27 protein-coding genes are annotated in these 24347 nt (G+C 37.5%); 13 read left to right on the forward strand and 14 right to left on the reverse strand.

The features are described from left to right. Window positions 1–72 precede the first annotated feature (72 nt). Entirely contained in the window at window positions 73–1239 is a 1167-nt protein-coding gene (locus V4596_12285; protein MES2769914.1) for a hypothetical protein, read from the forward strand. On the opposite strand, the gene V4596_12290 is transcribed toward V4596_12285, so the two are convergent. Continuing rightward, window positions 1236–1829, reverse strand: coding sequence for a hypothetical protein (locus tag V4596_12290; protein MES2769915.1), 594 nt, complete (start codon window positions 1827–1829; stop codon window positions 1236–1238). The two genes, V4596_12285 and V4596_12290, sit on opposite strands and share 4 nt — an antisense overlap. A 91-nt stretch (window positions 1830–1920) precedes the next feature. Continuing rightward, entirely contained in the window at window positions 1921–2802 is an 882-nt protein-coding gene (locus tag V4596_12295; GenBank protein ID MES2769916.1) for a DMT family transporter, read from the reverse strand. A gap of 58 nt (window positions 2803–2860) precedes the next feature. On the opposite strand from V4596_12295, the gene V4596_12300 reads away from it, so the two are divergent. Next, a complete protein-coding gene (locus V4596_12300; GenBank protein ID MES2769917.1) occupies window positions 2861–3166 on the forward strand; it encodes a (2Fe-2S) ferredoxin domain-containing protein in 306 nt (101 codons plus the stop codon). On the opposite strand, the gene V4596_12305 is transcribed toward V4596_12300, so the two are convergent. Beyond that, entirely contained in the window at window positions 3156–3386 is a 231-nt protein-coding gene (locus V4596_12305) for a Smr/MutS family protein (protein ID MES2769918.1), read from the reverse strand. The two genes, V4596_12300 and V4596_12305, sit on opposite strands and share 11 nt — an antisense overlap. A 145-nt stretch (window positions 3387–3531) precedes the next feature. On the opposite strand from V4596_12305, the gene V4596_12310 reads away from it, so the two are divergent. From V4596_12310 to V4596_12320, 3 genes are all read left to right on the forward strand, one after another. Continuing rightward, window positions 3532–4752: an acyl-CoA dehydrogenase family protein gene (locus tag V4596_12310; GenBank protein MES2769919.1), complete on the forward strand. Its 1221-nt coding sequence runs from the start codon at window positions 3532–3534 to the stop codon at window positions 4750–4752. After that, the gene (locus V4596_12315; protein ID MES2769920.1) at window positions 4749–5447 is read left to right on the forward strand and encodes a hypothetical protein; all 699 of its coding nucleotides are present in this window, start codon (window positions 4749–4751) and stop codon (window positions 5445–5447) included. The genes V4596_12310 and V4596_12315 overlap by 4 nt, the downstream gene beginning before the upstream one ends. 115 nt (window positions 5448–5562) lie before the next feature. Beyond that, window positions 5563–7536 (forward strand): hypothetical protein, encoded by a 1974-nt coding sequence (locus V4596_12320; protein ID MES2769921.1) that lies wholly within the window; start codon window positions 5563–5565, stop codon window positions 7534–7536. A 43-nt stretch (window positions 7537–7579) separates the two neighbouring features. Here V4596_12320 and V4596_12325 read toward each other — a convergent pair whose 3' ends face one another. Continuing rightward, on the reverse strand, window positions 7580–7939 hold the full coding sequence (locus V4596_12325) for an HPF/RaiA family ribosome-associated protein (GenBank protein MES2769922.1): 360 nt from the start codon (window positions 7937–7939) through the stop codon (window positions 7580–7582). A 229-nt stretch (window positions 7940–8168) separates the two neighbouring features. Here V4596_12325 and V4596_12330 point away from each other — a divergent pair, with 229 nt between their 5' ends. Next, the gene (locus tag V4596_12330) at window positions 8169–8747 is read left to right on the forward strand and encodes an SAM-dependent methyltransferase (protein ID MES2769923.1); all 579 of its coding nucleotides are present in this window, start codon (window positions 8169–8171) and stop codon (window positions 8745–8747) included. Between the two features lie 38 nt (window positions 8748–8785). On the opposite strand, the gene V4596_12335 is transcribed toward V4596_12330, so the two are convergent. Next, entirely contained in the window at window positions 8786–9586 is an 801-nt protein-coding gene (locus V4596_12335; protein MES2769924.1) for a TIGR02147 family protein, read from the reverse strand. 94 nt (window positions 9587–9680) lie between these two features. Here V4596_12335 and V4596_12340 point away from each other — a divergent pair, with 94 nt between their 5' ends. The 3 genes from V4596_12340 (at window position 9681) to V4596_12350 (ending at window position 12299) form a co-directional block, all read left to right on the forward strand. Next, window positions 9681–11012 (forward strand): hypothetical protein, encoded by a 1332-nt coding sequence (locus V4596_12340; GenBank protein ID MES2769925.1) that lies wholly within the window; start codon window positions 9681–9683, stop codon window positions 11010–11012. 120 nt (window positions 11013–11132) lie between these two features. After that, window positions 11133–11531 (forward strand): hypothetical protein, encoded by a 399-nt coding sequence (locus tag V4596_12345; protein ID MES2769926.1) that lies wholly within the window; start codon window positions 11133–11135, stop codon window positions 11529–11531. Between the two features lie 171 nt (window positions 11532–11702). Further along, complete coding sequence (locus V4596_12350; GenBank protein MES2769927.1) at window positions 11703–12299, forward strand: hypothetical protein; 597 nt, start codon at window positions 11703–11705, stop codon at window positions 12297–12299. Between the two features lie 106 nt (window positions 12300–12405). Here the strand turns inward: V4596_12350 and V4596_12355 are convergent, their stop codons facing one another. Both V4596_12355 and ung read right to left on the reverse strand, forming a co-directional pair. Then, window positions 12406–13059, reverse strand: coding sequence for an alanyl-tRNA editing protein (locus V4596_12355; protein ID MES2769928.1), 654 nt, complete (start codon window positions 13057–13059; stop codon window positions 12406–12408). A 2-nt stretch (window positions 13060–13061) separates the two neighbouring features. Continuing rightward, window positions 13062–13754, reverse strand: a complete 693-nt coding sequence (ung, locus tag V4596_12360) for a uracil-DNA glycosylase (GenBank protein MES2769929.1) — start codon at window positions 13752–13754, stop codon at window positions 13062–13064. 94 nt (window positions 13755–13848) lie between these two features. On the opposite strand from ung, the gene V4596_12365 reads away from it, so the two are divergent. Together V4596_12365 and V4596_12370 are read left to right on the forward strand one after the other, a co-directional pair. After that, window positions 13849–14607 (forward strand): hypothetical protein, encoded by a 759-nt coding sequence (locus tag V4596_12365; GenBank protein ID MES2769930.1) that lies wholly within the window; start codon window positions 13849–13851, stop codon window positions 14605–14607. A gap of 145 nt (window positions 14608–14752) precedes the next feature. Next, on the forward strand, window positions 14753–16987 hold the full coding sequence (locus V4596_12370) for a glutamine synthetase III (protein ID MES2769931.1): 2235 nt from the start codon (window positions 14753–14755) through the stop codon (window positions 16985–16987). Window positions 16988–17000: 13 nt separating this feature from the next. On the opposite strand, the gene V4596_12375 is transcribed toward V4596_12370, so the two are convergent. Both V4596_12375 and V4596_12380 read right to left on the reverse strand, forming a co-directional pair. Next, complete coding sequence (locus tag V4596_12375; protein MES2769932.1) at window positions 17001–17927, reverse strand: SdiA-regulated domain-containing protein; 927 nt, start codon at window positions 17925–17927, stop codon at window positions 17001–17003. Further along, window positions 17924–18733: an SDR family oxidoreductase gene (locus V4596_12380; protein ID MES2769933.1), complete on the reverse strand. Its 810-nt coding sequence runs from the start codon at window positions 18731–18733 to the stop codon at window positions 17924–17926. The genes V4596_12375 and V4596_12380 overlap by 4 nt, the downstream gene beginning before the upstream one ends. An 82-nt stretch (window positions 18734–18815) precedes the next feature. Between V4596_12380 and V4596_12385 the strand changes: the two genes are divergently transcribed. Both V4596_12385 and V4596_12390 read left to right on the forward strand, forming a co-directional pair. Next, window positions 18816–19493, forward strand: coding sequence for a class I SAM-dependent methyltransferase (locus tag V4596_12385; protein MES2769934.1), 678 nt, complete (start codon window positions 18816–18818; stop codon window positions 19491–19493). Between the two features lie 13 nt (window positions 19494–19506). Then, a complete protein-coding gene (locus tag V4596_12390; GenBank protein ID MES2769935.1) occupies window positions 19507–21078 on the forward strand; it encodes a hypothetical protein in 1572 nt (523 codons plus the stop codon). Between the two features lie 7 nt (window positions 21079–21085). Here the strand turns inward: V4596_12390 and panD are convergent, their stop codons facing one another. From panD to panC, 5 genes are read right to left on the reverse strand one after another with little or no spacing between them, the layout of a single operon-like run. Then, window positions 21086–21439 carry an aspartate 1-decarboxylase gene (gene panD / locus V4596_12395; protein ID MES2769936.1) on the reverse strand — a complete coding sequence of 118 codons (354 nt, stop codon included), beginning with the start codon at window positions 21437–21439 and terminating at the stop codon, window positions 21086–21088. 8 nt (window positions 21440–21447) lie between these two features. Next, the gene (locus tag V4596_12400) at window positions 21448–22293 is read right to left on the reverse strand and encodes a type III pantothenate kinase (GenBank protein ID MES2769937.1); all 846 of its coding nucleotides are present in this window, start codon (window positions 22291–22293) and stop codon (window positions 21448–21450) included. Between the two features lie 18 nt (window positions 22294–22311). Further along, entirely contained in the window at window positions 22312–23013 is a 702-nt protein-coding gene (locus tag V4596_12405) for a phosphopantothenoylcysteine decarboxylase (protein ID MES2769938.1), read from the reverse strand. Continuing rightward, window positions 23010–23603 (reverse strand): flavoprotein, encoded by a 594-nt coding sequence (locus V4596_12410; protein MES2769939.1) that lies wholly within the window; start codon window positions 23601–23603, stop codon window positions 23010–23012. Before V4596_12410 ends, V4596_12405 begins: the two co-directional genes overlap by 4 nt. Continuing rightward, a complete protein-coding gene (gene panC, locus V4596_12415; protein ID MES2769940.1) occupies window positions 23590–24345 on the reverse strand; it encodes a pantoate--beta-alanine ligase in 756 nt (251 codons plus the stop codon). The genes V4596_12410 and panC overlap by 14 nt, the downstream gene beginning before the upstream one ends. Between the last annotated feature and the right edge of the window lie 2 nt (window positions 24346–24347).

The raw sequence follows: 24347 nt of genomic DNA on the forward strand, positions 1-24347 counted from the left end.
TGCTCTGTGGGGCTTATCAACGTTCGTGCTATTAATCCCTGTTCTCAATGTTTTTTTTCAGAGGAGGCAATGTTGTCTAAGCAACAGAGATTCACAGCACTTTTTATGATTGTAGTTTTTGAATTGGAATTTGTACCGCAGGCAGATGTTTATAAAACCGCAAATTATCTTAGAACTTTAGGTATCACGGCCACAGTAGTAGATAATGATAAAGATAAAATCATTATCGAAGAAGAGTCTTACAATAAGGCTTTAGAAAAACTAACTCCTATCGTACCGGAACTCCCTGATATTTTTAGATTCACGTGGAGGAATGGCTCGGCGGAATCAGTGCTTTATGAAGTACAAAGAATTGAAAAATTCATTAACGACTCGGAACTTGTAGACAGCCTGAAAGTCGTACCAGGTTTTGATGAGAAGGCGCGACTGACTATTGTTCTCAGAGAAGACAAAAATACAATTATCAAATATCAAAACACAGTTCGAAAAATTGAGAACATGGGATTCAAGGTGACCTTTGCCGATGGATTTATTGATGCGGGTTGGATGACTTTTCCGGCTATTGATATTGAAATTTCAAACAACATCGCGGCATTCAGAGAAGCTCTTATCAAGCTCACAGATATTCCTGAAGTTAATCGCTTTCTGTACAATCGAGGGAAGAATCCACACATCAACGAGTACACAATTTCTTTTGAGGATGGGGCGGATTTTGAAAAACAAATTTCAAAAATTTTAGCAAACGGAATTGAGGTTTACAAAATAGATAAGTTGCTGAACAAAATATTTATCCATTTTCCTCAAAACGAAGTGCAGAATAAATATAAATTAGAACAAATAAAATCTTTTGAAGGCCTAGTTGTAATCAAAAATCTTCACGAGAATCAACATCAGTTTGTAAAGCCAGAATACTCTAGAAACCTTAATAATGTATGGTTGGACGTCCCGGTAGAAATACTCAATGGTTCAAGGGACAACGATGAATATGCTAAGGCTTTAACGGGGCTTGCACGCGAAGAAGTGAAAAGGCTTCAGCAGAAAGGAATGATTGTCCTTCACTACGGTTTGTATGTAGAAATGGGAGAGGTGCTTTTGCCCGAGGTGGTTTTTACCTATCGTGATATAGATTCACCAAAGGCTGAGGAGTTAACTTCAAAATCCAAAAAAAAACCGGCTCCCGAGAAAACTCCTAAAGGGCCGGTTCATTCAGTTAATATTTGTGCTCAACTTTTCCGTTAGTACTGGCAGTTATTTTCTAAATAGAAATAATTATCGCATCCCATGTTTTGACTTTCACAATAGCTATCCATGTTGGCAAAAGTAGTTCTAGGTCTGCATTGAGTTTTTCCGACAACGGTTGCTTTTGCATTGAACAGTCCTTCTTCAACAACAGTTTTACCTTTTGTGAATTTGTAAGCAACACTGTTGTTACCCACTCCAAGAAGAGGGCTTTGGGTTAAGGTTTTGATCAAAAGATTAAAGCGACTTTTGCTGATCGATTTTTCAGAATTATAAGAAGAAGATTTAGTCTTAACTTTTCCATCGGGACGAGTAGACGTCAACGTCACTTTGTCGGCATCGATCGGAGTTTTTGAAATCAAATAATCGTGAGTTCCTGGACTAACGAGATCAGCATTGCAGAACCAGTGTCTGGTGTAGTTGTGGCCTTGTGCGTCCGTACAATAATAAGTGACAGAGCCAGAAAGCTCTTCAATTTCGATATCGTTTCCATTTTGAAATTGTACTGGACCTGGCATTTCAGCAAAAGCAGCTGAAGAAATAAGTCCTACGATTAGATAAGCCATGCGAAATGAAAATAATGCTCTCATAAAAACTCCTCCCTTGGATTAATTGTAAAGCACTCATAGGCTTTCATTTTTTAAAGGAAAGGTCAACAGGCTCTGAGACTGTCTTTGGGCTTTAAAATTGGATCAGGATATAGAATCCAATTACAAATTGGATCAGAGCAAATATAAGATACTTGGAAGGCCATCTCTTGTGATAAATCGACTCGATTAGTGTAGCAAAAAATGGAGCTGTGATTGAAACTGAAGTTACACTTGCAAGGTGGCCAGTTTGAACTGCTTTAAAGTAAAGCGAAAGAGATAAGAAAGTTCCAAAAAACGAAGCAAAGAAAATTCCCCACCGAGCTTTTATCGTTAAAGTTTTAAATATTTTAACAAAATGAAACGGTTTAAAGACACCTTGAACCCAAAATCCAAAAACCGCACCCAAACAACGGATAAAGTGAGCTTGAATAGGATGTAAATTGGGATTTTCATCAAAACCAATTCTTGTCATAATAAGACCGATAGAATCCAAAACAATAAAGGTCAAGGCCATCAAAAACCCTTTGAACTCCCAACTCCCACTTTGCTTAAAGCGCTCGTAACTGAAAGTCACCAAGCAACCAATTAAGAATAAAATAGCAATGAGCTTATAAGGACTGATGGTTTGTCCAAAAGCATAGTAACTAGCAACACCAACAAGCAGCGGCTGAAATCCATAAAGTAAAAGCGTTCTGCCGGGCCCAATGCTTTGAAAAGCACTGACCATAAAGAAATCGCCAATTGTAAGGCCGATCAATCCGCTCACTAGGAATAAAACAACTGCATAAGTTGTGACCGACTGCCATCCCAGGAAAAATTGAATCGTCAACGCACAACAAACGGTCGCTACAAAGGCCTTAAAATAATTGACCCAAGTTACGCTGGTTCTATTGGCAAACTCTGTAAAAACAATGGAAGCGGTAGAGAAACAAAGTGTTGCGAGAAGAGCATAAATATAGACCGAGTGAGCCATCTTTGTTCCTTGAGTGAAATATGAAAAAGTAAGATAATATCGTCTGAGGGTAAAGTAAATGTCTGAAACTACGAGAGCGAAGAATTTATACGAATGTCATGTCTTTGTTTGCACCAACAAAAAAGAGGGCCGGGAATGCTGTGCCGATAAGGGTGCTGCTGCCTTAAGAGATCAGCTCAAGATATGGGCCAAAGAAAAGTATGGCAAAAGAGTGCGTGTGAATAACTCTGGATGCTTGGATTTCTGCTCAAAAGGGATTGTCTCAGTGATTTATCCTGACGGTGATTGGATTATGAATATCACTTCGCAAAACTTGGACGACCTTAAGACTGCAATTTCAGAAAAGATGGATTCTAGTTCGTGAAGACGATAAGAACGCCTTTATTCTCTTGTTTATTTACCTTTTCAAACTGCCATTGATAATTGCCCTTCTTCAAGTACTCGGTAACGGCTTTAAAGATCGCTCCTGTACCTTTTCCAGTCATGACTTTTACTCTAGGCTCTTTAGTTGAGCGGTAAAGAAAGCGATCTAGGGCATCTATTGCTTCATCAACGGCATATCCATGTAAATCCAAAGTTTTCATGGTAGGTATATAGCACGTGTCGCATGGCAAAAACCACTGGTTTTTCATTGTAGAACGATAGGGATTTTGGTTTTTTAAGCTTTAAGCGTTCAAAGCAGCATGAGCCAAAGCACTGTAAGTGTGAGCAAAGCTAATGGAGATTTTTATGTCGGATACACAACAACAAGTAAGTCTTAGAGACTTTGATCTTTATAATCCTACAGAAGAGCACAAGATGCTCCGTGAAAGCGTGAAAAGTTTTGTTCAATCTGAGGTTGAACCTCAAGCTCATAAACATGATAGAGACGAACTTTTTAATCTTCCTCTTTTAAGAAAACTAGGTGAGCTAGGACTTTTGGGAATTACAACTCCAGAAGCTTACGGCGGATCAGGAATGGATGCCCTTGCGGCAACGATTGCTCACGAAGAGATCGCAGCTTCGGATCCAGGATTTTGTTTGGCGTATCTTGCGCACGCCATGCTTTGTGTGAACAACATCGCGATGAACGCTAATGAAGAGCAAAAGAAAAGATGGTTACCAAAACTTTGTTCGGGCGAGTGGATCGGGGCTATGGCTATGTCAGAACCGGATTACGGAACTGATGTGCTTGGAATGAAATCAACAGCAGTTCTTAAGGGTGACCACTATATCTTGAACGGCAGAAAAATGTGGATCACCAACGGAACAATCGATGAGAACAAAACTCCATGTGATATTGTTTTGGTTTACGCAAGAACTGGCGAGGCCAATGGTAGAGCAAAAGTTTCTACATTTATCGTAGAAAAAGGGTTCGAAGGTTTTAGCGTTGGACAAAAGATCCAAGACAAAACAGGAATGCGTGGATCCAACACCGCAGAACTTGTCTTTGAAAATTGCAAAATTCCAAAAGCAAATTTGATTGGTAATGAAGGCGAATCGATGCTTCATATGATGAAGAACCTAGAAATGGAAAGGCTCACTTTGGCCGCGATGAGCTTGGGCATTGCAAGACGTTCTGTTTACGAAATGAATAAATACGCTACGCAAAGAATGGCTTTCGGAAAACCATTAAGAAAGCTAGGACAAATCCAAAAGTACATCGGTGATAGTTACGCAGAGTACATGGCTTGTCGGGCTTACGTTTACGATACGGCTAGAAAATTAGATCCTACCAAGGGTGGAAATAGATTGGATTCTGACGGGGTCAAGCTCACGGCTTCGACTATGGGAAAAAATGTTGCTGACCGTGCAATGCAAGTGATGGGCGGTTACGGGTACGTGAGTGAATACATCGTGGAAAGACTCTGGAGAGATGCTAAGCTTTTAGAAATCGGTGGTGGAACCATTGAAGCCCATCAAAAAAATATTACAGTCGATCTAGAAAAATCAGGAGGAGCACTCTTGTGATAGAATTATTTGGACTCGCTATCGCAGAACCGATGACGGTCTTAACAGATTTAATTTTAGCTGCGATGAGTTTCTATTTTGGTCACGTGCTTTACTGGCATGCCAAGTACCATGGAAAAAATAATTCTTACGACAAAAGATATTCTCAATTTTGGGGAATTGTTTTTCTTTTCTTAGGCTCTGCATCGTTCTTGGGAGCTGTTGCTCATGGTGTTCCTCATATGTCTGGAGAATACCCAGTGCTTCGTGGAGCATGGCCATTCACGGTAATGTGTATGGGAATGGTGAGCTTCTATTTGCTTCTCACGATTGCCATGGAATACTTCCCACGCAGAAGAAATATAATATTTATTCTCGCCTACATTAAAGTGCTGGCATTTTTAGTATTGATGTTTGGCTATCCGAAAAAATACTTCGGTGAATTTCAAAACGTGAGTTTTAATCTAGTAATTCTAGATTATGCGCCGATAATGATACTTCTCTTGGCTTTGAACATTAAAGATATAATTCAGAAAAAGAGTCCTGCGGCTAAAAAGATGGTTATGGGTATTGTAGTTTCTATTTTAGGAACTGCGGTTCAGATTTCAGGATTTACAATTCATCAGCATTTGAATCACAATGATATTTATCATTTGATTCAAATGGTAGCGATCACGCTAATGTTTAAGGCTGTAACACTTAAAAAGCTCGTTTAATCTGCTTTTAGGTCTAAAGATTAAATAAAATTTATGAGTGACCATCTGAGTCGTACTTTTGCAATTGCATTGTGCAGTCAACTTTGAGAACACCTCTATAGGTGAGGGGTTCCAAATGATTCATTTAAAATCTACTTATGCATTTATATTCTTATTGGGGTTAGTGCCTCAAATTTCGTATGCTCAACTTCAATTTGATTTTAAATCCGATCAAAAAATGCATCTGGATCCACATCAAGAGGTAACTCTAAAAAAATCAGAAAAACCAACTTCACTCAAGAGAGCCGCTCGAATTTTTACTAGGAAAACAGAAGATAAGCAGATTTCTGCCCAACTTAGTTCTACTCTTAAAAACTTGAGTGAGTTAGGACAGCAGCAAGCAGTTTCATGTTCAGATAAAAAATCCTTTGATTATGCTCTAGGTTTAACAGTCCTTGGTCGCTATCAGGATTGCCGAAGTTATGCAGAAAAGTGCATGCAAGAATCCGAAATTGAAAACGCAGTCCTCCTGCAGGTTCAAGGAGCGCGTTGCTCTTTGCTGGATTATCAGTTTTCAAAGGCCAATGATTTCTTTTTATTCAATAAAAATGGTAAAATAGATGATTTGAATTTTAAAATTTTTCTCCATGCATCTATGGCTCTAGAAACGGAGTACTCAGATCAATTTGATCAAATTATTAGTAATTTAAAAGATTTTTCTGATGCAGATAAAAAAACTGCAAAGGCCATGTTGGAGTTTTTTGTTATTGGCACGCCAAAATCTGATACTAAGGCTGCGGTTTATAGTTTTATGGACCGGTATGCAGTTAGTTCTTCAGGGTTTCTGCAGCAATATTTTAAAAGTTTAAGGGTAGCTCTATTAGCAAAAGATTCATTGCATGAAAAAGCATATAGTCACTTGGTGGAAGAAGTTCAAGGTTTAGAGAATCCTCTCGACTGGTGGGATTTGGCTTACAATATTACCTATCGACTTTCTACGGGTGGAAATTTCAACTTAGCAAGGGAAGTTTATCTTGCGTTTTATCCTTACTCACATTCGAGAAGTTTAAAACTTCCTCTGGAACAGAATACATATACATATACAGAAATTTCAGAATCGGCTTGTGCAAAAAACATGTTGAGTGGATCTTTAAAAGACGATTTTAATACTAAAATCCAAAATTGGAAAAATGGAACGAGTGATTTAAAAAATTTAATTGCAGATCTTGAAAATGATGCAAATTTAAACTCCTTATCAGACGCTCAAAGTACTTTGGGGGGATTATATTCAGTGCTGGGAGATGAAAAGAAAGCTCGAGATGCATTTTGGAGAGCCCATCAGTTGTGCCCATTCAATAACCGATCTCACTGGGGCCTTACTTTGCTTGAAAGACAATTAAAATATAAATCTTACGCTGATTTTGAAAAAAATGAACAAAGAGTTATTGATGTTATTTCTAAAATCAATTTTCCAGACTCTATTTATAGATTTATCCCAAATTTGAAATCATTTCCTCAAACATCAATAGAAAGAGTTAAATACGGTATGCGCATTTGGGCAGACTACGTAGATTATTTTTTAAAAGCGAGTATGAAGGCTTACATTAAACTTCCTTTTGAAAAACTAAGTGAGGTTGCTTCGTTTGAACATTTAAAGGATGTGAGAATCGGTCCTCCACTTAACCCAAATCACAAATATGACAATAGATTATGGGATGATGTTCGAGGAAGTGGCGGAAAATTTGTAGCGGCAGACCATGATGAAGTCTTTATGGGAGTGCATGGTGATTATAATTTATTAGGTCATGAGATGGCCCATCAATTTCACACCTACGTGTTAGGATATCATCCTGCAATTGGTGCTTGCATTAAAAAATTGTACAGTGCCGCTTTAGAGAGAAATATATTTGCGGATTCATACGCGAAATCAAATGACCGAGAATATTTTGCTCAAGGCGTGACCTACTATCTCATTCCGGCAGATATGCCTAGCAGATATGGTCTCAATCAGAGTTGGGCGATCGAAAATGATCCACATTTGCATCAACTTGTTTTATCAATAGACAATGCAAAAGGGGATTTTTCGAAAATCAAGTGTCCTATTTTATAGTAGTTTAGAATACTTTGAATGAGTTAGCAAAAGTTCATGATGTTTAGTGTAGATACTTGTGCTCAATAATATTATTGATCTTTTCATCGCGATCTTCTACGCCGCCAGTGAAGGCTTGAAGGACTGAGAGCTGAGATCTCAGATTTTCTTTAGCCGCTTGAATTGCCTTATAGACATCCAAGTGCTCACTTTCAACAACTAGATTTCCAGCTTCGGTTTCTAGTTGAATCATGACTTTCTTTTTTTGAGCTTTTTTTGTTTTTTTAATTATTGCGGGGTCTTCCACAATTATGGAAACATTGGAGTTCTGAGGCAAGAGTCCTTCAAGATCCGTAAGCTGCTGATAAATGAACGCGCGGATTTCTGGAGAAGTATTTTCTTGGGAGTTGAATGTGTGTTTCATAATGTAGTGACCTCCGGAGTGGTTAAAAACAGTTAGTCTGTCTTCAACAATTTGGACCCGACATCGATAATTTGAGCCTAAAGTATAGAAAGTCAATACCCAACCCCTAAGCCAATGAAATAACAAGTTATTTAAACATTCCCCAAAAGGTACCCCCTAGTTTTCCGTACTGATAGTGCGTCAAAATAACGCAGTTGCGGTACGGAAAACTAGGGGGTACCTTTTGGGGATGAGAGTGTTTGATAAAAGTAATATTCCGAAGCCGGTGATGCAGGTTGATTTGCCGACGAATTTTAGCAATCTAGATATTGAGATTGGCTGCGGCGTTGGCTTTCATCCAATTGATTATGCGAAAAATAACCCCGAAAGACTTCTGGTTGCGATCGAAAAAACTTCAGAGAAATTTGCTAAGTTTTTGGGAAGGCTGGAAAAACATCCGCAAATCAAAAATGTAGTTCCAGTTCATACTAATGCCATTTGGTGGGTTGCACACTACGTAAAGCCTCAAAGTGTGGATCGTTATTTCATTCTGTATCCAAACCCTTATCCAAAAGATCCGCAAAAAAGATTTTTCGAAATGCCTTTTATGACTTATTTGGTGGAGACATTAAAGCCTGGTGGAATAATTACTCTCGCTACAAATGAAAAATATTATTTTGATGAGTCCTTAGAAAATGCTCAAAAAATATTCGGTTTGAAAGTAATTGAAAATAGAATCGTCGAAAAATCTGAAAAGCCCCGTACTCACTTTGAAAAAAAATATTTAGAGCGCGGTGAAACTTGTTACAATTTAGTTTTAAAAAAATGACGAAAAGCTGAGGTAGAAAGCGGAGCCTCTTTTTCGTTTCATATTATTTTAAAAAAATCAAAAGAATATCCGTACATACATTCTGGCTTTGATTTTGATATTTTATCTACAGATTGCTTATTCATTTCTAATATTAAATTTTTAATAATACGAACATCTTCACGCGATAAAGTGACCAATGAAGAATAATGTAAGTCACTTTTTTCTCTTTTTCTTATGGATTCGATTGCAAGAATTTTAAAATTAGTATGATGAGTGGTAATGAATGGCGAGTCTTTTGGAAGATGTATGACAATGTCATTTTTCACATAGAATTGGTCTCTTACAGATTCAACCAAACCAAAATCTTGAAGTTTTTTGCATATAGATGAAATTAATTCGGTATCTTGTTTGAGTGCATCTGCGAGAGACTGAATAGACATAGGTTTAATCGTTAGCATCATATGAACTATTTGGTAGTAAATATTTGAATAGTACTCAGAGCTAAACTCAGTGGCAGAGTTTACTTTTGCCGAAACAGACTTCTCAACACTCACTTCTTTCTGTAAAATTTTTTCAATTTGCTTCAAAAAATAATTTCTCAACTCATTTGTACCAGCTCTAGAGTATGACACTATCAATATGAAATAATTCGAAGCCTCTTCACTGTGTCTAAAAAAAGCATTAGCTCTTTGAGCTTGCTCTAAACTTAAATGAGCTTTGCCACTAATAACATGAGAGATAAAGCCAGGCTGGCATTCTATCGCAGCTGCCAGGGCAGATTTAGATCCACTCTTGGCTCCAAGCTCATTCAATTTTTCGATAATATATAAACGATAGTCCGTATACTTGAAAACCATATTTTAATATTACTAAAATATGGTTTTATTTTTTACTAAAATAAAATTGTAAATGCGCTGCATTATCAATATAAGAATCGCTGTGGAGGCATTTATGGGAGCTAGGCACTTTATCATTCTGACAGTTAGTTTAAGCGTAGCATTATGTACTGGGTGCGTTAAAGCGCGAAATACGAATAGTGGAAATGCACCAACGAGTGGAAGTATTACTGGTGGCGGAGGATTTGCTGCTACTAATTCTGCAAAAATATTAATAGACGTTGTTCATGAATTAGTTGGTGAAATTGAAATTGCATCCGATAGGTCTTTTTCGTCTTTGCCGTTAAAATGGGACAAACTAAAACTTATATCTGTGATTTCCAATATCGAATTAAAATATGATTTGACTAAATACAGAGAAGGAAAAGAACTCTTATTTGATTATGATCAAAAAACAAATAAAATTTTTGCCTTGAGAAGTTATTTTTTAGCTTACGCAAGTGAGTCATATGAGTCGGTAAGTTATTCTACTAAAAAAGACCTAAAAATAAAAATTCTGCATGAGGTTGCTCACCTTATGTACATGGGTGAGTCAGAGGCTAAAAACTTTGCTATGAGTATATACTCCTCTATGCAGAATGAATTCATTGCCTGCTGGGATCAATCTGATGTCTTAAATATTAATCTTAATTCCTATAACTATGGATTCTTGTTCCCTGTAATTGGTGGATATGGGATTATCTGTGGACCCTTTAATCAATGTGATATCGATCATCTCGCAATGGATGATTCGTATTATTCTAAATATGCAGCCTTATTTGGTTTTGATAATAGCATAGCTCCGCTCATGAAAGTCATAACTAAAAATGAATATGGCTTTTCAGATAAAAAAATTCAACTTCCGGATAATACGAATAAAATTTATAATTCAGTCGCACGGCTTATAAAAAAGAATGGGTCAGAAAAAAATATTCTATGCACATATTTTAACAGAAAAGATAAAAAGAAATTTTTTAAAGAAGAAAAACGCGTATTTTTGTCTGAAATAAAATCTCTACCTGTAGCGACTTTTCTAAATCTGACTGAAAAGTGTGAAGCGGCATTATCTAAAAAATTCACTCCTGAGATGATGAGTTCTGAAAACAAGACGGGTAATATAACCTGTCAGAAAGACCCAACGGATAAGTCGATATTTGAATGCACTTATCGACCAACATTTAGTCTATATGCCAAATCAAAAAACATGATGTTGGATAGCCAAATACCTGACATTATTTTTGAATCAGATAGCTTTTTTATTAACGAACTATCAAATATTAAATTGTTACAAAGAAAGCCTCTGTATAGCGACTTAAAACTTATTTCTTATGTAAGTGAAGAGACCTTGCAGGCAGATACACAAGCCTATGCAGACTGTATTCTAAACGAATTTAAAATGAAAAATTGAATACTAAGTAACCACAAATAAAGGAGGTTTTATTTTAAAGATAGAAAATTGAAACGGTAAATTAAACGAATTAAGTAAATTAACTAAAATAAATATAACGAATTTAATAAAGGATTACAAATGAAAAAAATAATATATGGATTTACTGCGCTTTTAACCTTAACGGGCCCGAACGTTTTTGCAAAGGAAACTTCATTTTCTGAAGGAACCTATGCTTCTTCAGACACACTCTGTGAGCTTCAAATTAGCCATTTGAGTTCAGATTTGGGACTAGTTTCGCCATCATCAGACTGTGATGAAATTGGAATTAAGGGAGAGACTCACTATCCTCTTAATATATCAAAAAATTCCAGTGGCCACTCATCTAAGCGTGATGGAATTGAAAAAAGAATTAGATATGAACTTCTCTCTGGAGATCAAATCTTGGTTACATCAACTGTAGTGAAATTAAAGACAGAAGAGGCGCCAGAAAAAGTTCTTCAGTTTTGGAGAAAAGTTTTTGTAAAAAGAGTTCTATAGAGGAAATTTGACAGCGATAAGATATTGAGCTGTCGATCTTTTTCTCAAATAAACTATTTTTTTTGAATAAAAAATAACTGTTGTGAAACAGCAATGGTTTCTATTGGCTATTTTTAGATTTTTAAACACAATTTGCCAAATGGTTTGGCAAAAAACATATGGGGAGTATGTATGTTAAAGTTTTTTTGTATTCTAATGTTATTGGTATCCACTTCAGCTTCAGCCGCAAATGCAGTTGATAAATTGACGTGTAAGGCAGAGATTTTGAATCTTGCGAACGAGGTTATCGCGGAATCAGAAGCGTACATGAATTTTGAACGTGGAGAGATGCAAGGATTTAATGATTTCGAAAGTTATCCATTTCCAAAGGATATTCTTGCAACGGGCGCATTGATGTTCGAACAAGGTTTAGCCGTTCAAGCTAAGCTGGGAAATTACGACGTGAAGGTCGCACTATATCCATATTTTTCTTTTGCGCAAAAGCGTGAGGCGCTTGATAATGTGGTGGTCCATGCGTCAACTCGTCTGTTTACAGAAGTTTGTCCTACAGGTGGAAATAAGGATAGCTGTGTATTATGGGGACAGGCATATGCAGTGACTCAAGATCCTTTTGATTCTGGTATATATAAGCCAACAACTTTATCAAATGAGGGAGTTCCTGTGCTAGATCCTTCTTCACTCAATAGAGAAGGAAGAGTGATGCTGAAAGACCTTTCCGTGCTGGCAACAACTAGGTTCGCTTGTAAGCAAAAAAATGGAAATCTTTAACATCTGAGTAGTGACCCTCATTCTAAGAATGAGGGTGTTGTTTTAGATTGTCACGTAACAGAGCAGATCTTATTTGTGACGACCCTTCAATAGTTCTCATAAAAAATTAAGAAACGTAGATTTCGATGCGTTCACGGCCTTTGCCGGGATTTACTCTTTTAAGTTTAATGGTTCCCATTTCGCCCGTGCGCTTGATATGGGTTCCGCCACAAGGAACTTGGGAAAATTCTTTGATTTTCCAATAACGTCTTTCATTGGATTCGTCGCTGAATGCGCTTTCGATTTCCTGGTTAGAATCGATAATTTTTTGAGCTTCATCTTGAAGATTTGGAATGAGCGGAGTTACGTTCTGATCCCATTGGAAATCAATGCGAGATTTTTCTTGTGCGATATGAGCCCCAATTTTAATTACTTCTGGAAATTTTTGACAAACAAGCTCTAGCACCACTTCGGCGGCAAAATGAAGGCGCATCAATTTGTATCTGCGTTCCCAATCAATTAAAACCTTTACGGCATCGCCGGCTTTCAAATTTGGATTTTCTAAAGTATAAAAAATTTGTTTTCCATCTTTCTTGGCTTCTAAAACTTTGTAGCCACCAATTGTTCCTGCGTCACTTTCTTGGCCACCAGAGAAAGCATAAAAAATTGTCTCATTCAGGGTGATGATATTGCCATTCACAGATTGAACAGTTGTATCGAGTTCTGCTTGATAAGGGTCTTTCCAAAATACTTTTGTGGTCATAGAAGCATTATAATAAATGCCTAAGAAATTGTCCAATCTATTGGATCTAACCCTTTAGATTTGAGATATGCATTGGCCTTAGAAAAATGTTTACAGCCTAAGAACCCGCGGTGTGCGGAGAGTGGTGAAGGATGAACGCTTTCAAGTACGCAGTGTTTTTTGCGGTCGATGAATTCCCCTTTTTTCTGAGCGTAACTTCCCCAGAGCATAAATACTAAATTTTCTTTTTCACGATTGAGAGATTCGATGATTTTATCCGTGAATAATTCCCAACCTTTTTTCTGGTGAGATCCTGCCTTGGCTGCTTCAACAGTGAGAGTTGCATTCAATAATAAAACCCCTTGCTTTGCCCAAGATGAAAGATCTCCGTGTGCATGTTGTTTTAGGCCTAAGTCATTTTGAATTTCTTTGAAAATATTTTTAAGAGAAGGCGGCGGTGGAACTCCGCGCGGTACAGAAAAACTCAATCCCATGGCTTGATTTGGTCCATGGTATGGATCTTGGCCTAGGATCACGACTTTTACGTTATCAAAATCCGTAGTGTTCAAAGCATTGAAAATCTGCGGACCCGAAGGATAAATGATTTTCTTTTTGGTTTTTTCATTTTTAAGAAATTTTTTGAGTTCAAGCATGTAAGGCTTTTCGAATTCGCCTTGGAGGTGGGATTTCCAGCTCTCGTTTAGTTTTACATCCTGGACATTGATCTGAGTCATAGGACTGGTTATTGATTTAAAATTGTTCTAAGTAAAGAAAATTATTAGGTTAAGGACGGTTTTGATAATATAATAATGCCTATGGGGGAGCGTCATGAAATTTTCAACTAGTTTGCTCATCTTAATTTTATCGACATCAGTATTTGCACAAGAAGCAGACGTCGAAACCGAAGTTTTAGAAGCGGAAATCCAAGACTACAAAAGCCAAGAGACCGTCGCCGGAGATGAGGCTAAGGAAGCAAGAAATCGCGAAAAAGAAGCCGAAAAAGCACTCAGCAAAACCAAAATAAAAAAAGAAAACACAGTGGAAATCGCTCGCCAAAAAATCAACCAAGCTGTGGATGAAAGAAAGCGTGCCGACGCTGCGAGAGCAAAGGCTGAAAAGCAGCGAAAGCAAACGGAGTTTGAAATCGCAGCCCTTGAAAAAGACATCGAAAAGAATTTAGCCATTGCAGAAAAGGCCGTAGCTGAAACGAAAGTAAAGCAGGACGAACTTGAAGCGGCAAGACAGAAGAAAGCCGATGCATTAGAAAGAAAGCGCACGGCAGTCGCCTCTAGAACTGAGCACCAGAAAAACGTAGCGAATCTTAAAGCAGAACTTCAGAACGAAAGAAAAGCTGCGGCAGCTGCCGAAAAGACAGCGGTTGTAGCTGAAAAAAGTTTAAAGGAAACGCAAGCTTGGGCAAAGGCTGAAGAAACAAAGACTCAGAAGTTACTAGCGCAGGTACAAGCCGCCAAAGAGAAGATGATGGCGCGTAAAGAAAAGGCAGACCTCGCAAATGAAGATGCGCGAGCCCGCATACAGGCAGCCAAGGATGCCCGTCCAAAGAGAAAAGTTAAAAAGAAGCAATAGACAGAATAAAGGTATTTTAATAAAGTGTACTCAATGGTTTAAAGAGTTACAATTTTGATTCTTTAAGCCCAAAAAAGCCGCAAGGCCATAACTTAACCAATTTTAAAAGTCTCATGAGGATTCTTAAAGTTAGAAAGAGGTAAATATGCTCGAAGGTTCAAACAGAGCCGCTGGCCCACGCCAACACGCACTCCAACAAATCACAGATCCCACAAATGCCAAGAAGCCGACGGACAATGAAAACATCCGGCTTAAAAACATTCGTCCTGTTTCAGAATATTTCGGGGAACTCACTTTCAATATGTCACACATGAGAGATAGGCTTCATAGAGATGCTTATCAAAATATTATCCGCTCACTTGAAAAAGGCGAAAAAATCTCAGAGAAAACTGCCGATGCCGTTGCACAAGTTGTAAAAGACTGGGCCGTCACACAAGGAGTAACTCACTTCTGCCATTGGTTCCAACCAATGACAGGGTCTACAGCGGAAAAACACGACGCTTTCATTTCAATCCAAACTTCCCACCACTCAGAGCTCACAGTGATGGAGAGATTCTCAGGATCTCAACTCATTCAAGGTGAGCCCGATGCTTCGAGCTTTCCGAGTGGAGGAATGAGATCTACATTCGAAGCAAGAGGATACACCGCATGGGATCCCACCTCTCCAATATTTATCTTAGAAGGTGAAACATCAAAAACACTTTGTATTCCTTCTGTATTCTTCGGATACCACGGAGAAGCTCTAGATCTTAAGACTCCGCTTTTAAGATCAACAGATGTTCTCTCAGAAGCTTGCACAGAGTTTTTAAAATTGATCGGTGATGTAGATGCAAAAGCTGTAGATGCAACTCTCGGAGTTGAACAAGAATACTTTTTGATCGATAGAAGATTTGCAGCACAAAGACCCGACATCATAATGACGGGTAGAACTTTAGTGGGCGCGGCTCCTCCAAGAGGACAACAGCTGGAAGATCATTACTTTGGATCCATCCCTACTCGCGTACACACGTTCATGGAAGATTTTGAAAAAGAATTATACAGACTTGGAATTCCAGTAAAAACTCGCCACAACGAAGTAGCTCCAAGCCAATTTGAAATTGCCCCGATCTTTGAAAATGCAGTAATTGCGGCAGACCACAATACTTTGACTATGGAAGTGATCAAGCGTGTAGCTAATAGAAATGGATTCTACTGTTTGCTCCATGAAAAACCATTCAAAGGATTAAACGGTTCAGGGAAACACTGCAACTGGTCGATCAGTAACGACAAGGGTGAGAATCTTCTAGAGCCAGGAAAAACTCCGCATCAAAATTTAAGATTCCTTGCGATCATTTCGGTAGTTTTAAAGGCAGTGTTTGATCATGCTGATGTGTTGAGAGCATCGATTGCTTCTCCGGGAAACGATCATAGATTGGGAGCAAACGAAGCTCCGCCTGCGATCATCTCTGTATTCTGTGGAAGTTTACTTTCTAAGATTTTTGAAAACATTGAACAAGGTAAAGCTTCCGATGCTTCAGAAAAACAAATCATTGATTTGGGTGTAAACCAAATTCCTGCAATCAATAGAGACTACACAGATAGAAATAGAACTTCCCCATTTGCCTTCACAGGAAATAAATTTGAGTTCAGAGCGGTGGGTTCATCAAGTAACGTTGCAGTTCCGGTTTCAATGTTGAATGCAGCTATTGCTAGTACTTTAAGAAAAGCTTCTAAGAGATTAGAAGAACTTCTTAAGGGCTCAAAGCGTGATGAAGCGGTTATGGAATTGGTAAAAGAATATCTTATTGAGTCTAGAAACGTAAGATTCGATGGAAACGGATACTCTCAAGAGTGGAGAAAAGAAGCTGAAAAGAGAAAGCTTCCAATTTTTGATTCTTCTGCTGAAGCGGTCATGGTTTTCAAAAATCCAAAGAGCATTCAGTTCTTGATTGAGCAAAAAGTTTTAAATGCTGGTGAAGTAGAATCAAGATTCAACGTTCAAGTGGAAAGATTCATTAAGACTTTGATGATCGAGATGTCGATGTTAACCGAGCTTGCAAAAACTTATGTGATTCCGGCAGTAGAAGCGCAATTGGGAAATGCTTATAAGATTGCTGATGGTGCATCTGATTCACTTAAGAAATCATACAAGTCTCGCACAGAAGAACTAGAAAAAGTTTTATCAGAACTTTTAAATGGTGAAGTTGAGCTAACAAAGATGATCGATAAAATCGATGCTGTTCACGATGAAGTAAAGAAAATGGAGATGATTCAATCGGATGCGATTCCTCGCAGAGAGGCTCTTAGAGCTGCAACGGATCAAGCGGAAAGAGTTGTGTCGGATGAATTGTGGCCACTTCCAAAATACCGTGAAATGTTGTTCACACACACAATCAGCTAAGTTGATTGTGTGACTAGAAATTCTCTGGTCTTTTAAACCGCACGATGAGTGGATCTCGGCCCTTGAGGCCGAGTTCTTCTTGGGCATCCTCGGTAGCTTTTAAACCATTATTATCAAAGCCAATCCAAATTTCATCTTTAGTGAGTGTGAAAGCTTCGCCAATAGCATGAGCTGAAGGGCCAAATAAATAACCCGGACCTTTTTCAATATTACTGTAAGAATAAGAAGCTACAATTTTTTCAGTTTTTAAGTCTACTTTTACCAATGAGAAAGCACTTCTTTTTAGAACATAGAGAAAACCATTTTGATATTTAGCTTCTGTAAAATCAAAATCATTATCGCTCAATGAAGGGAGCGTCCATTTCTTTAAAACTTTATTCTGTTTTAAATCGATGTTCACAATAAATCTTGGGAGCATTTCTTTTGTGGCATAGAGAATTTGATTCTCGCAGTCGACGGCCATCCCTTCAAAACCGTCGTTACCTGAGAAGAGTCCGCCTTTCATGCTGAGTTCAGAAAAATCAATATCGATTCTTTTTGTCTCTTCACCTTTTTTTACGATATAGAATTTATCGTTCTTTTCATTGGATAAATAAAAAGAATCTTCGCATATATCGATGGCCTCGATGTCTAGTTTGTCTTTGATTCCAAACGAAAGATATTCGGTAAAAATACCTTTCTTCCAATTAACGAGATAAATAAATGGATTTTTTTCTTTATCAGAGATGACATAAATAGATCCATCTGGGCCTTCTACCAATCCACTCAAATCAAATTTATCTTTGTGCGACTTAATGGGAAACTGTTTTAATTCTATGAACTCTAATTGGGATTCATTGGTTTTCTTTAAGGCAAGCTTCGGGCTTTTGTAATTTTTGACGGACATAGCATATCCAACGGACACGAGCAGAGTAACAAGAAACGCAATTAAAATTTTCATATGTCTATCTTCCTTTTAACAAATTGATCAATGATTTTGGGAGAAATTTTATTTAGGAAGTAAGCAAGGCTTCCGTCTGTAGTAGGAATGATCATGGTCTTTTTTTTCTTTAAATCTTTCAATGTAGCCGTAGAAACTTCTTCTGCCGTTACAACTTTTGCTTTTTCTTCTGTTTCGAGAATTTCTTTAGGCTTGACCCTATTTTCTTTTTCCAATCCTGGGGTTTTAGTATTGGGAGGACAAAGAACAGAAACCTGAATGTTGTAAGGTTTAAGTTCACGTCTTAGAGCTTCAGAAAATCCAACCACCGCAAATTTTGATGCACAGTAAGCAGTGTAGCCAAATAGTCCCAAAAAGCCTGCCATCGATGATGTATTTAAGATAATTCCTTTTTTCTCTTTCATAAAGTAAGGAGTCAGAGCTTTACAAGTGTGAACTACGCCAAAGAGATTGAGATTGATCATTTCATCAAAGTGATGAATTTCTTGTTCGTGGATATATCCTGGTTGAGCATAACCTGCAACGTTCATCAAAATATCTGGAACTTTATGATCAAAGATCAATTCGTCGATCACTTTTCTAACGGTTTCAAACTGCGTGACATCACAAACAGCGTAGTTGATTTTTTGTTCTTTGGAAACACGGAAGCTTTCCATCTCTTTGTGAGTTTGTTCTAACTTTTGAATTGTTCTTGAGAGAATAGAAACGTCCGCTCCAGCTTTTGTGAGATCCAAAGCCAGGGCACGTCCGATACCTTCAGAGCCGCCCGTAATAATAACATATTTACCTTTATAAAAATCTGCCACGAAGATACCTTTCTTGTAATACGAAGTAGGTTATCTCTTTAAGAGTTGAAATCAATAAAATTATGAATGAAAATTAGAAAAGATGACTCAAAAGCAATCCTATTATCTAGAGCGTAATAAAGATGACGTACTAGAGCTTAAAAAAGATTCTTCCAAAGAAAAAATCTCTGTGGATTTTTTGTCGGGAGAATTTCAGCAAAGACTAAAAACACTTTCTAAAACTCAACCGCTCTTTAAAGCCATGGCTTTAGAAAAAGGGGAGAGAGTTCTAGATGCAACGGCAGGATTGGGCAAGGATGCGGTGAGTTTCTGCCATTATGGTGTTAGTGTTATTGCTGTAGAAGAAAATCCCATCGTATTTGCGCTTTTGGAAGATGGATTGAGGCGGGCAATGCTTCATCCACAATTCCATAAAAAATTTTCTGGAAAAATTGAATTGGTACACGGGTCTTCATTGGACTATATGAACAAGATCGGAGAAAAACCTCACACAATCTATCTAGATCCTATGTATCCTGCTGATCCAAAATCAGCCAAACCTAAAAAAGAAATGGCTTTTTTAAGAGAAATTCTCACGGATCGTGATAATCTTTCTCGGCAAAATATTGAGCAATTGCTTGAGATCGCTCTTAAAACTGCACTCAAAAGAGTGGTTTTAAAACGTCCACTAGCAAGTGAGCCCATCATAAAACCTTCTCATTCCTTCGAAAGTAAACTGGTCCGCTTTGATATGTATTTGATGAATCAACGCATCATGTGATAGCGTTTACCTCATGGGTACGGATCTTTTATTATTAGTTTCTCTCACGCTGCTGTCATTTGCGGCCAGATTCTACTCATCCACGGTGTCTTTGGTTTTTGAAACCATCTTCATTAAATTTTTTAGAACTCTAAGACCTAGTTATCTTGATTCTTATATTAGAGCTATGGGAATCAGCTGGTTATCTCTAAGGAACCAAGCCATTTCTTTTGTGGGTTTGAGTTTTTTGAACTCTGGAATCATCCCTAATTTTCAGGCATTAGGATTAATTCTTGGTAGTTATGTAGGGCTATCACTTTCCCTGCTATTCTTAAACTTGTATGAGAGCCCGATAAAATTTGTTCTGGTTGCTTTGGCTTTAATCTTTGGAGTTTTTTCAAATAAAAATAAAGCTGTTCAGATTTCTAAAATGTTTTTCTTTGCTGCGACAATATTATTTGGATTTGAACTCTTTATGTACTCGCTCAATATTCAGTCAGTACTCATCGCAAAGTTAGAGTTTTTATTATCCATCAATAGATTGAGTATTATTTTAATTGCCCTCGCATTTTACTTTATATTTAGAAACAGCTTTGCGGTTTTGGCAGTTCTCTATGCTTTCTATCTCAAAAACTTAATCACTGATGATCAAGTGATGAATGCAATTTTGAGCGTGATGATATTTAATTCTTTCTGGTATATGATCGCGACAAAAGATGCCCATAGAGAAACAAGATCTGTAAGTTACGCCGTAGTTCTAATTACGATTGTTACTGGAATCATTGTTATCGCAGCAGAAATGGTTTTCCCTGAGCTGTTTATTCAAAGGTCACAAAGCCCATTGGCTTTCACGGCAAATTGTTTGATGCTGAGCCTACTTATGGGAGTTATTGGATTTGTTCTTAGTCGCTATATAAATCCATTTACTGATAGATTCTTTCCAGCTGGAAATGTAAAAGAGATTCGTCAGATTCAAATTTTTACTTCTAAAAATCATTATCCGATCACGTATCTCGTAGAATTTTTTGAACAAGAGTACAAAAAATTATTTGCACTCATCAACTCTATACAAACGCTGATTTTAAATCACTGGGGAACGGCTGCGGATGAAAATCAGGAGAAAATTCAGAAGTATTCTTTGATTTCACAAAGAATTTTAAAAGAACTTGAAGGTTTAGAGATCCAGATGAACCAGTCTGAGCGCACGGCCTTACAGGCCCAAAAGACTTTCAAGATCCGTGAAAAATTAAACGGCCTAAAAGCTTTGGGCAGTTCACTCAGTACTATCTATGAAATTAAACTTAAAATCTTAGATAATAAGCATCCAAACCTAGAAAAAAATAAAATGTTTTTTGCACAGCCAATTCAGAAGGTACAAGAATTCTGTGATTATATTTTTTCTAGTTACATCGAAGCAGACGCTGATGACCCACAAAAGATGACGGCATTGCTCGGACAACTGACAGAAGATTTGACAAAGTTCAAAGCAGATTTAATAACTTTAAAAGACACGGTGAAATTCACCAAAGAAGAAATGGAAATGATCTACGAATACATTGGCCAAATCCAGTTACTAAACATAGCTCTCCACAAAATCGCACAGTAAAAAATTTTTAAAACGACTCTCTTTTTACTTTGTTGTTATCATCAAGCATTAGAGCGATGGGTTTGTGATTGAGGGCTTCTTCACGCTCGTAGTTGGCGTAGCTTACGATGATCACTTTATCGCCTTTTTGAACATGTCTTGCGGCTGCACCATTCAGACAAATTTCTCCCGGCTTTCCGTAGATCACGTAAGTCGTAAATCTTGCACCATTATTTACATTATAGATATCGACTTGTTCAAATTGTAAAAATTGAGCTTGGTCACAAAGTGCCGAATCAATGGAAATAGATCCCTCGTAGTTTAAATCTGCGTCTGTAACAGTTGCTTTGTGTAATTTTGATTTCATCATTGTTAATTGCATATATTCTCCTACGCCAATGAATTTCTAGCAGTGGCATCCGTTGCTGAATTTTTATTCTTCTTATCTCTAGGTTTGATCTTAATATCTGTGTTGTTCTTTAAAGAGAGGAATAATCCATGAAGAACAAGGTCAGGTGCGATCTCATCGAATAGATCTGTGTCCTCAAACATTGTAGAGAATCCTCCTGTACCCATGACAATGACTTCTTCATTTTTAAAACATTCTTTTTTTAGTTGTTCAGTAAGATATTTACAACTTGCATAGTGTCCATGAAACAATCCAATCTGGATGCTTTCAACGGTAGATCTTCCAAGAACTTCATCAGTTTTTACTATTTCAACCTTAGGAAGCTTTGCAGTCCTGGTTTCCAAAGCTTCCATGGAAATTTTAAGTCCAGCCAAGATCACGCCACCAAGATATTCTTGTTTCTTTGTGATCACACAAAGAGTGGTTGCTGTACCAAAATCAATAACGATTAAATTTTTATTTGGATGAAGTTGAGTTGCAGCGATAGCATTAGAAATTCTATCTGCGCCCACTTCAACGGGGTTCTTGTATTTGATCTTAAGCCCGCTCTTTATTCCAGGTTGAAGGATAAAAGGATTCAAGTTGAAATACTTTAAGCAGCAGTTCCTAAGGGAATGAACTAGGTCCGGAACTACAGAGCAGATTGCGATCTTTTTGATTTGTTGTGGCTCTAATCCGTTTTCTCTTAAAACTGATTTTAAGAATAAACCATATTCATCCGAAGATGCACCTTGAGTTGAAATTTTTCTAAACTTCAATCTAATTTTTCCATTTTCAAAAACACCACCAAAAATTTGGCTGTTTCCAATATCAAGACATAAGATCATACTTGCCCTCCGGTCAGACTAGTTACTTAGGTAACTAGTAAAATTCTGTAAGTTAAAAGTGTAGGTTTTAATTAATTCTAATAAATTTTTACTCAAATGTTCTTTTGTTTCGCCCGTGAATACTAAACTGTCTCTAAAAAAAATTTGGGTCTTATGAGTATTGCTATCAATATCGTTAAGATCATTATGAACTACAAAGTCTACGCTTTCGTTCATTGATAATGCCAAAACTTGTTCGATTTGATCTTCGTACTCTTTGGAATTAGTAAGTTTAAAGCCAATCACAAGTGGAGTGCTCTTCAACGCAAAAGTCTTTAAGTGATCGATAATTTTTGATCTTTTCTTTAACACAAGTTCTACTTCGTCTTTAGAGCTAATTTTACTGATGTTGCTCGCTTCAAAAAGTTCCCCATTGATCACAACTTTATCCACAATGAAATCTGATACTGCAGCCAAGTGAATGATCACGTCAATGTGTGTGTCCCTTAGAATATCTTTCAGAGCTCTCTCCAGATCATCTGAACTCACAAAAGCAATATTTTCCTTTGCGTTGGCAAAGCTTTCCGCCTTGTCAGCATGCACGTAATAAATATTTTTATAGCTATTCTCATATAAAAATTCTGCAATAGAATGCGCAGTTTTACCTGTGCTGGTATTAGTTATACTGCGAACTTGGTCGATTCTTTCTTGAGTACCGCCAGCTGTAATTAGAATATTCATGCCGTTGGACCCTCCTTAAATTCAAAACTTTGATTAGAGAAATGTTGTAATATTTTTTCCAAGATAATTGCAGGGGCTAAGAGTCTTCCAGAGCCTTGTTCACCGCATGCTAAATTTCCTGCATCTGTATCAAGAATTTCGGTTCCCCAAGTTTTTAATTTTTTAATGCTTTCTTGAGTCGCAGGATGCGCAAGCATTTGTGTATTCATCGCAGGTGTTACCCAAAAGGGCTTTTGAAAATTGTTGCTGAGAAAAATATCTGTAATCATATCGCCACCAGCTCCGGTAGCCATTGAATTGATAGAATTGGCCGTCGCAGGACAAACGAGAATCAAATCTGCCCATCTAGCAAGATCTATGTGGTTCATCATCTTTCCGTGTTCATAATTATCGACTTGAACGGCTTCGCCAGTTAGACCTTCAAGAGTTGCTGGTCCAATAAATTGTAAAGCAGATCGCGAGGCAACGGTCTTAACTTTAAAACCTTTTTGCACCAACTGAGAAATCAACTCGCAAGCTTTAAAGCAAGCGATGGATCCCGTGAGCATAAATAGAATATTTTTCTTTATAATTTCTTTATGTGTTATCAATTAATCTAACTCCTTCGATATGAACAGCGGCAAATTTTCTGCCAAAGTGTTCTTCGAGATATTCAACTTCAATATTTTTTGCAGTGAGTTCTTCGTCAATATCCTCAAGTGTTTTGTCTTGCTTAAAAATTTGTGCAAACTTTCTAGCACGTTCCAAGCCTTCTTCAGAAAGCCTTTGGTTTCTAGAAGAAAGCGCTAGGCCCTTTTCATCTCTAACTATAGGAACAGGAACAATTTCAAGATTCATAAAGAAGCTTTCTACCATTCCTTGAATGAGTTTAAGCTGTTGATAATCCTTTTCACCAAAGTAAGCCTTTGTAGGTCTTACGATATTGAAAAGTTTCATCACCACACTTAAAACTCCATCAAAGTGTCCAGGTCTATGGGCGCCACAAAGAATTTTACTAAAAGCATTCTCTGTGACTTTATATTTGTAATCATCCGGATACATTTCATTGATCTCAGGATAAAAGAGGTAATCAGCGCCTACAGCCGAAATCATTTTTAAATCTTGATCCAAAGTTCTCGGATATTTTTTTAGATCTTCAGGATTATTGAATTGAGTTGGGTTCACAAAAACACTGACCACCACGATATCGTTTTCGGCTTTGGCTTTTCTCATTAGCGTGAGATGACCTTCATGCAAAGCCCCCATCGTAGGTACAAATCCAATGGTTTTTCCTGCGAGAGATGAAAATAGATTTTTGTATTCAGATGTTGTTTTTAAAACCTTCGTGCTCAACG

The sequence above is a fragment of the Bdellovibrionota bacterium genome (genome assembly GCA_040386775.1).
Classification (GTDB): domain Bacteria; phylum Bdellovibrionota; class Bdellovibrionia; order Bdellovibrionales; family JAEYZS01; genus JAEYZS01.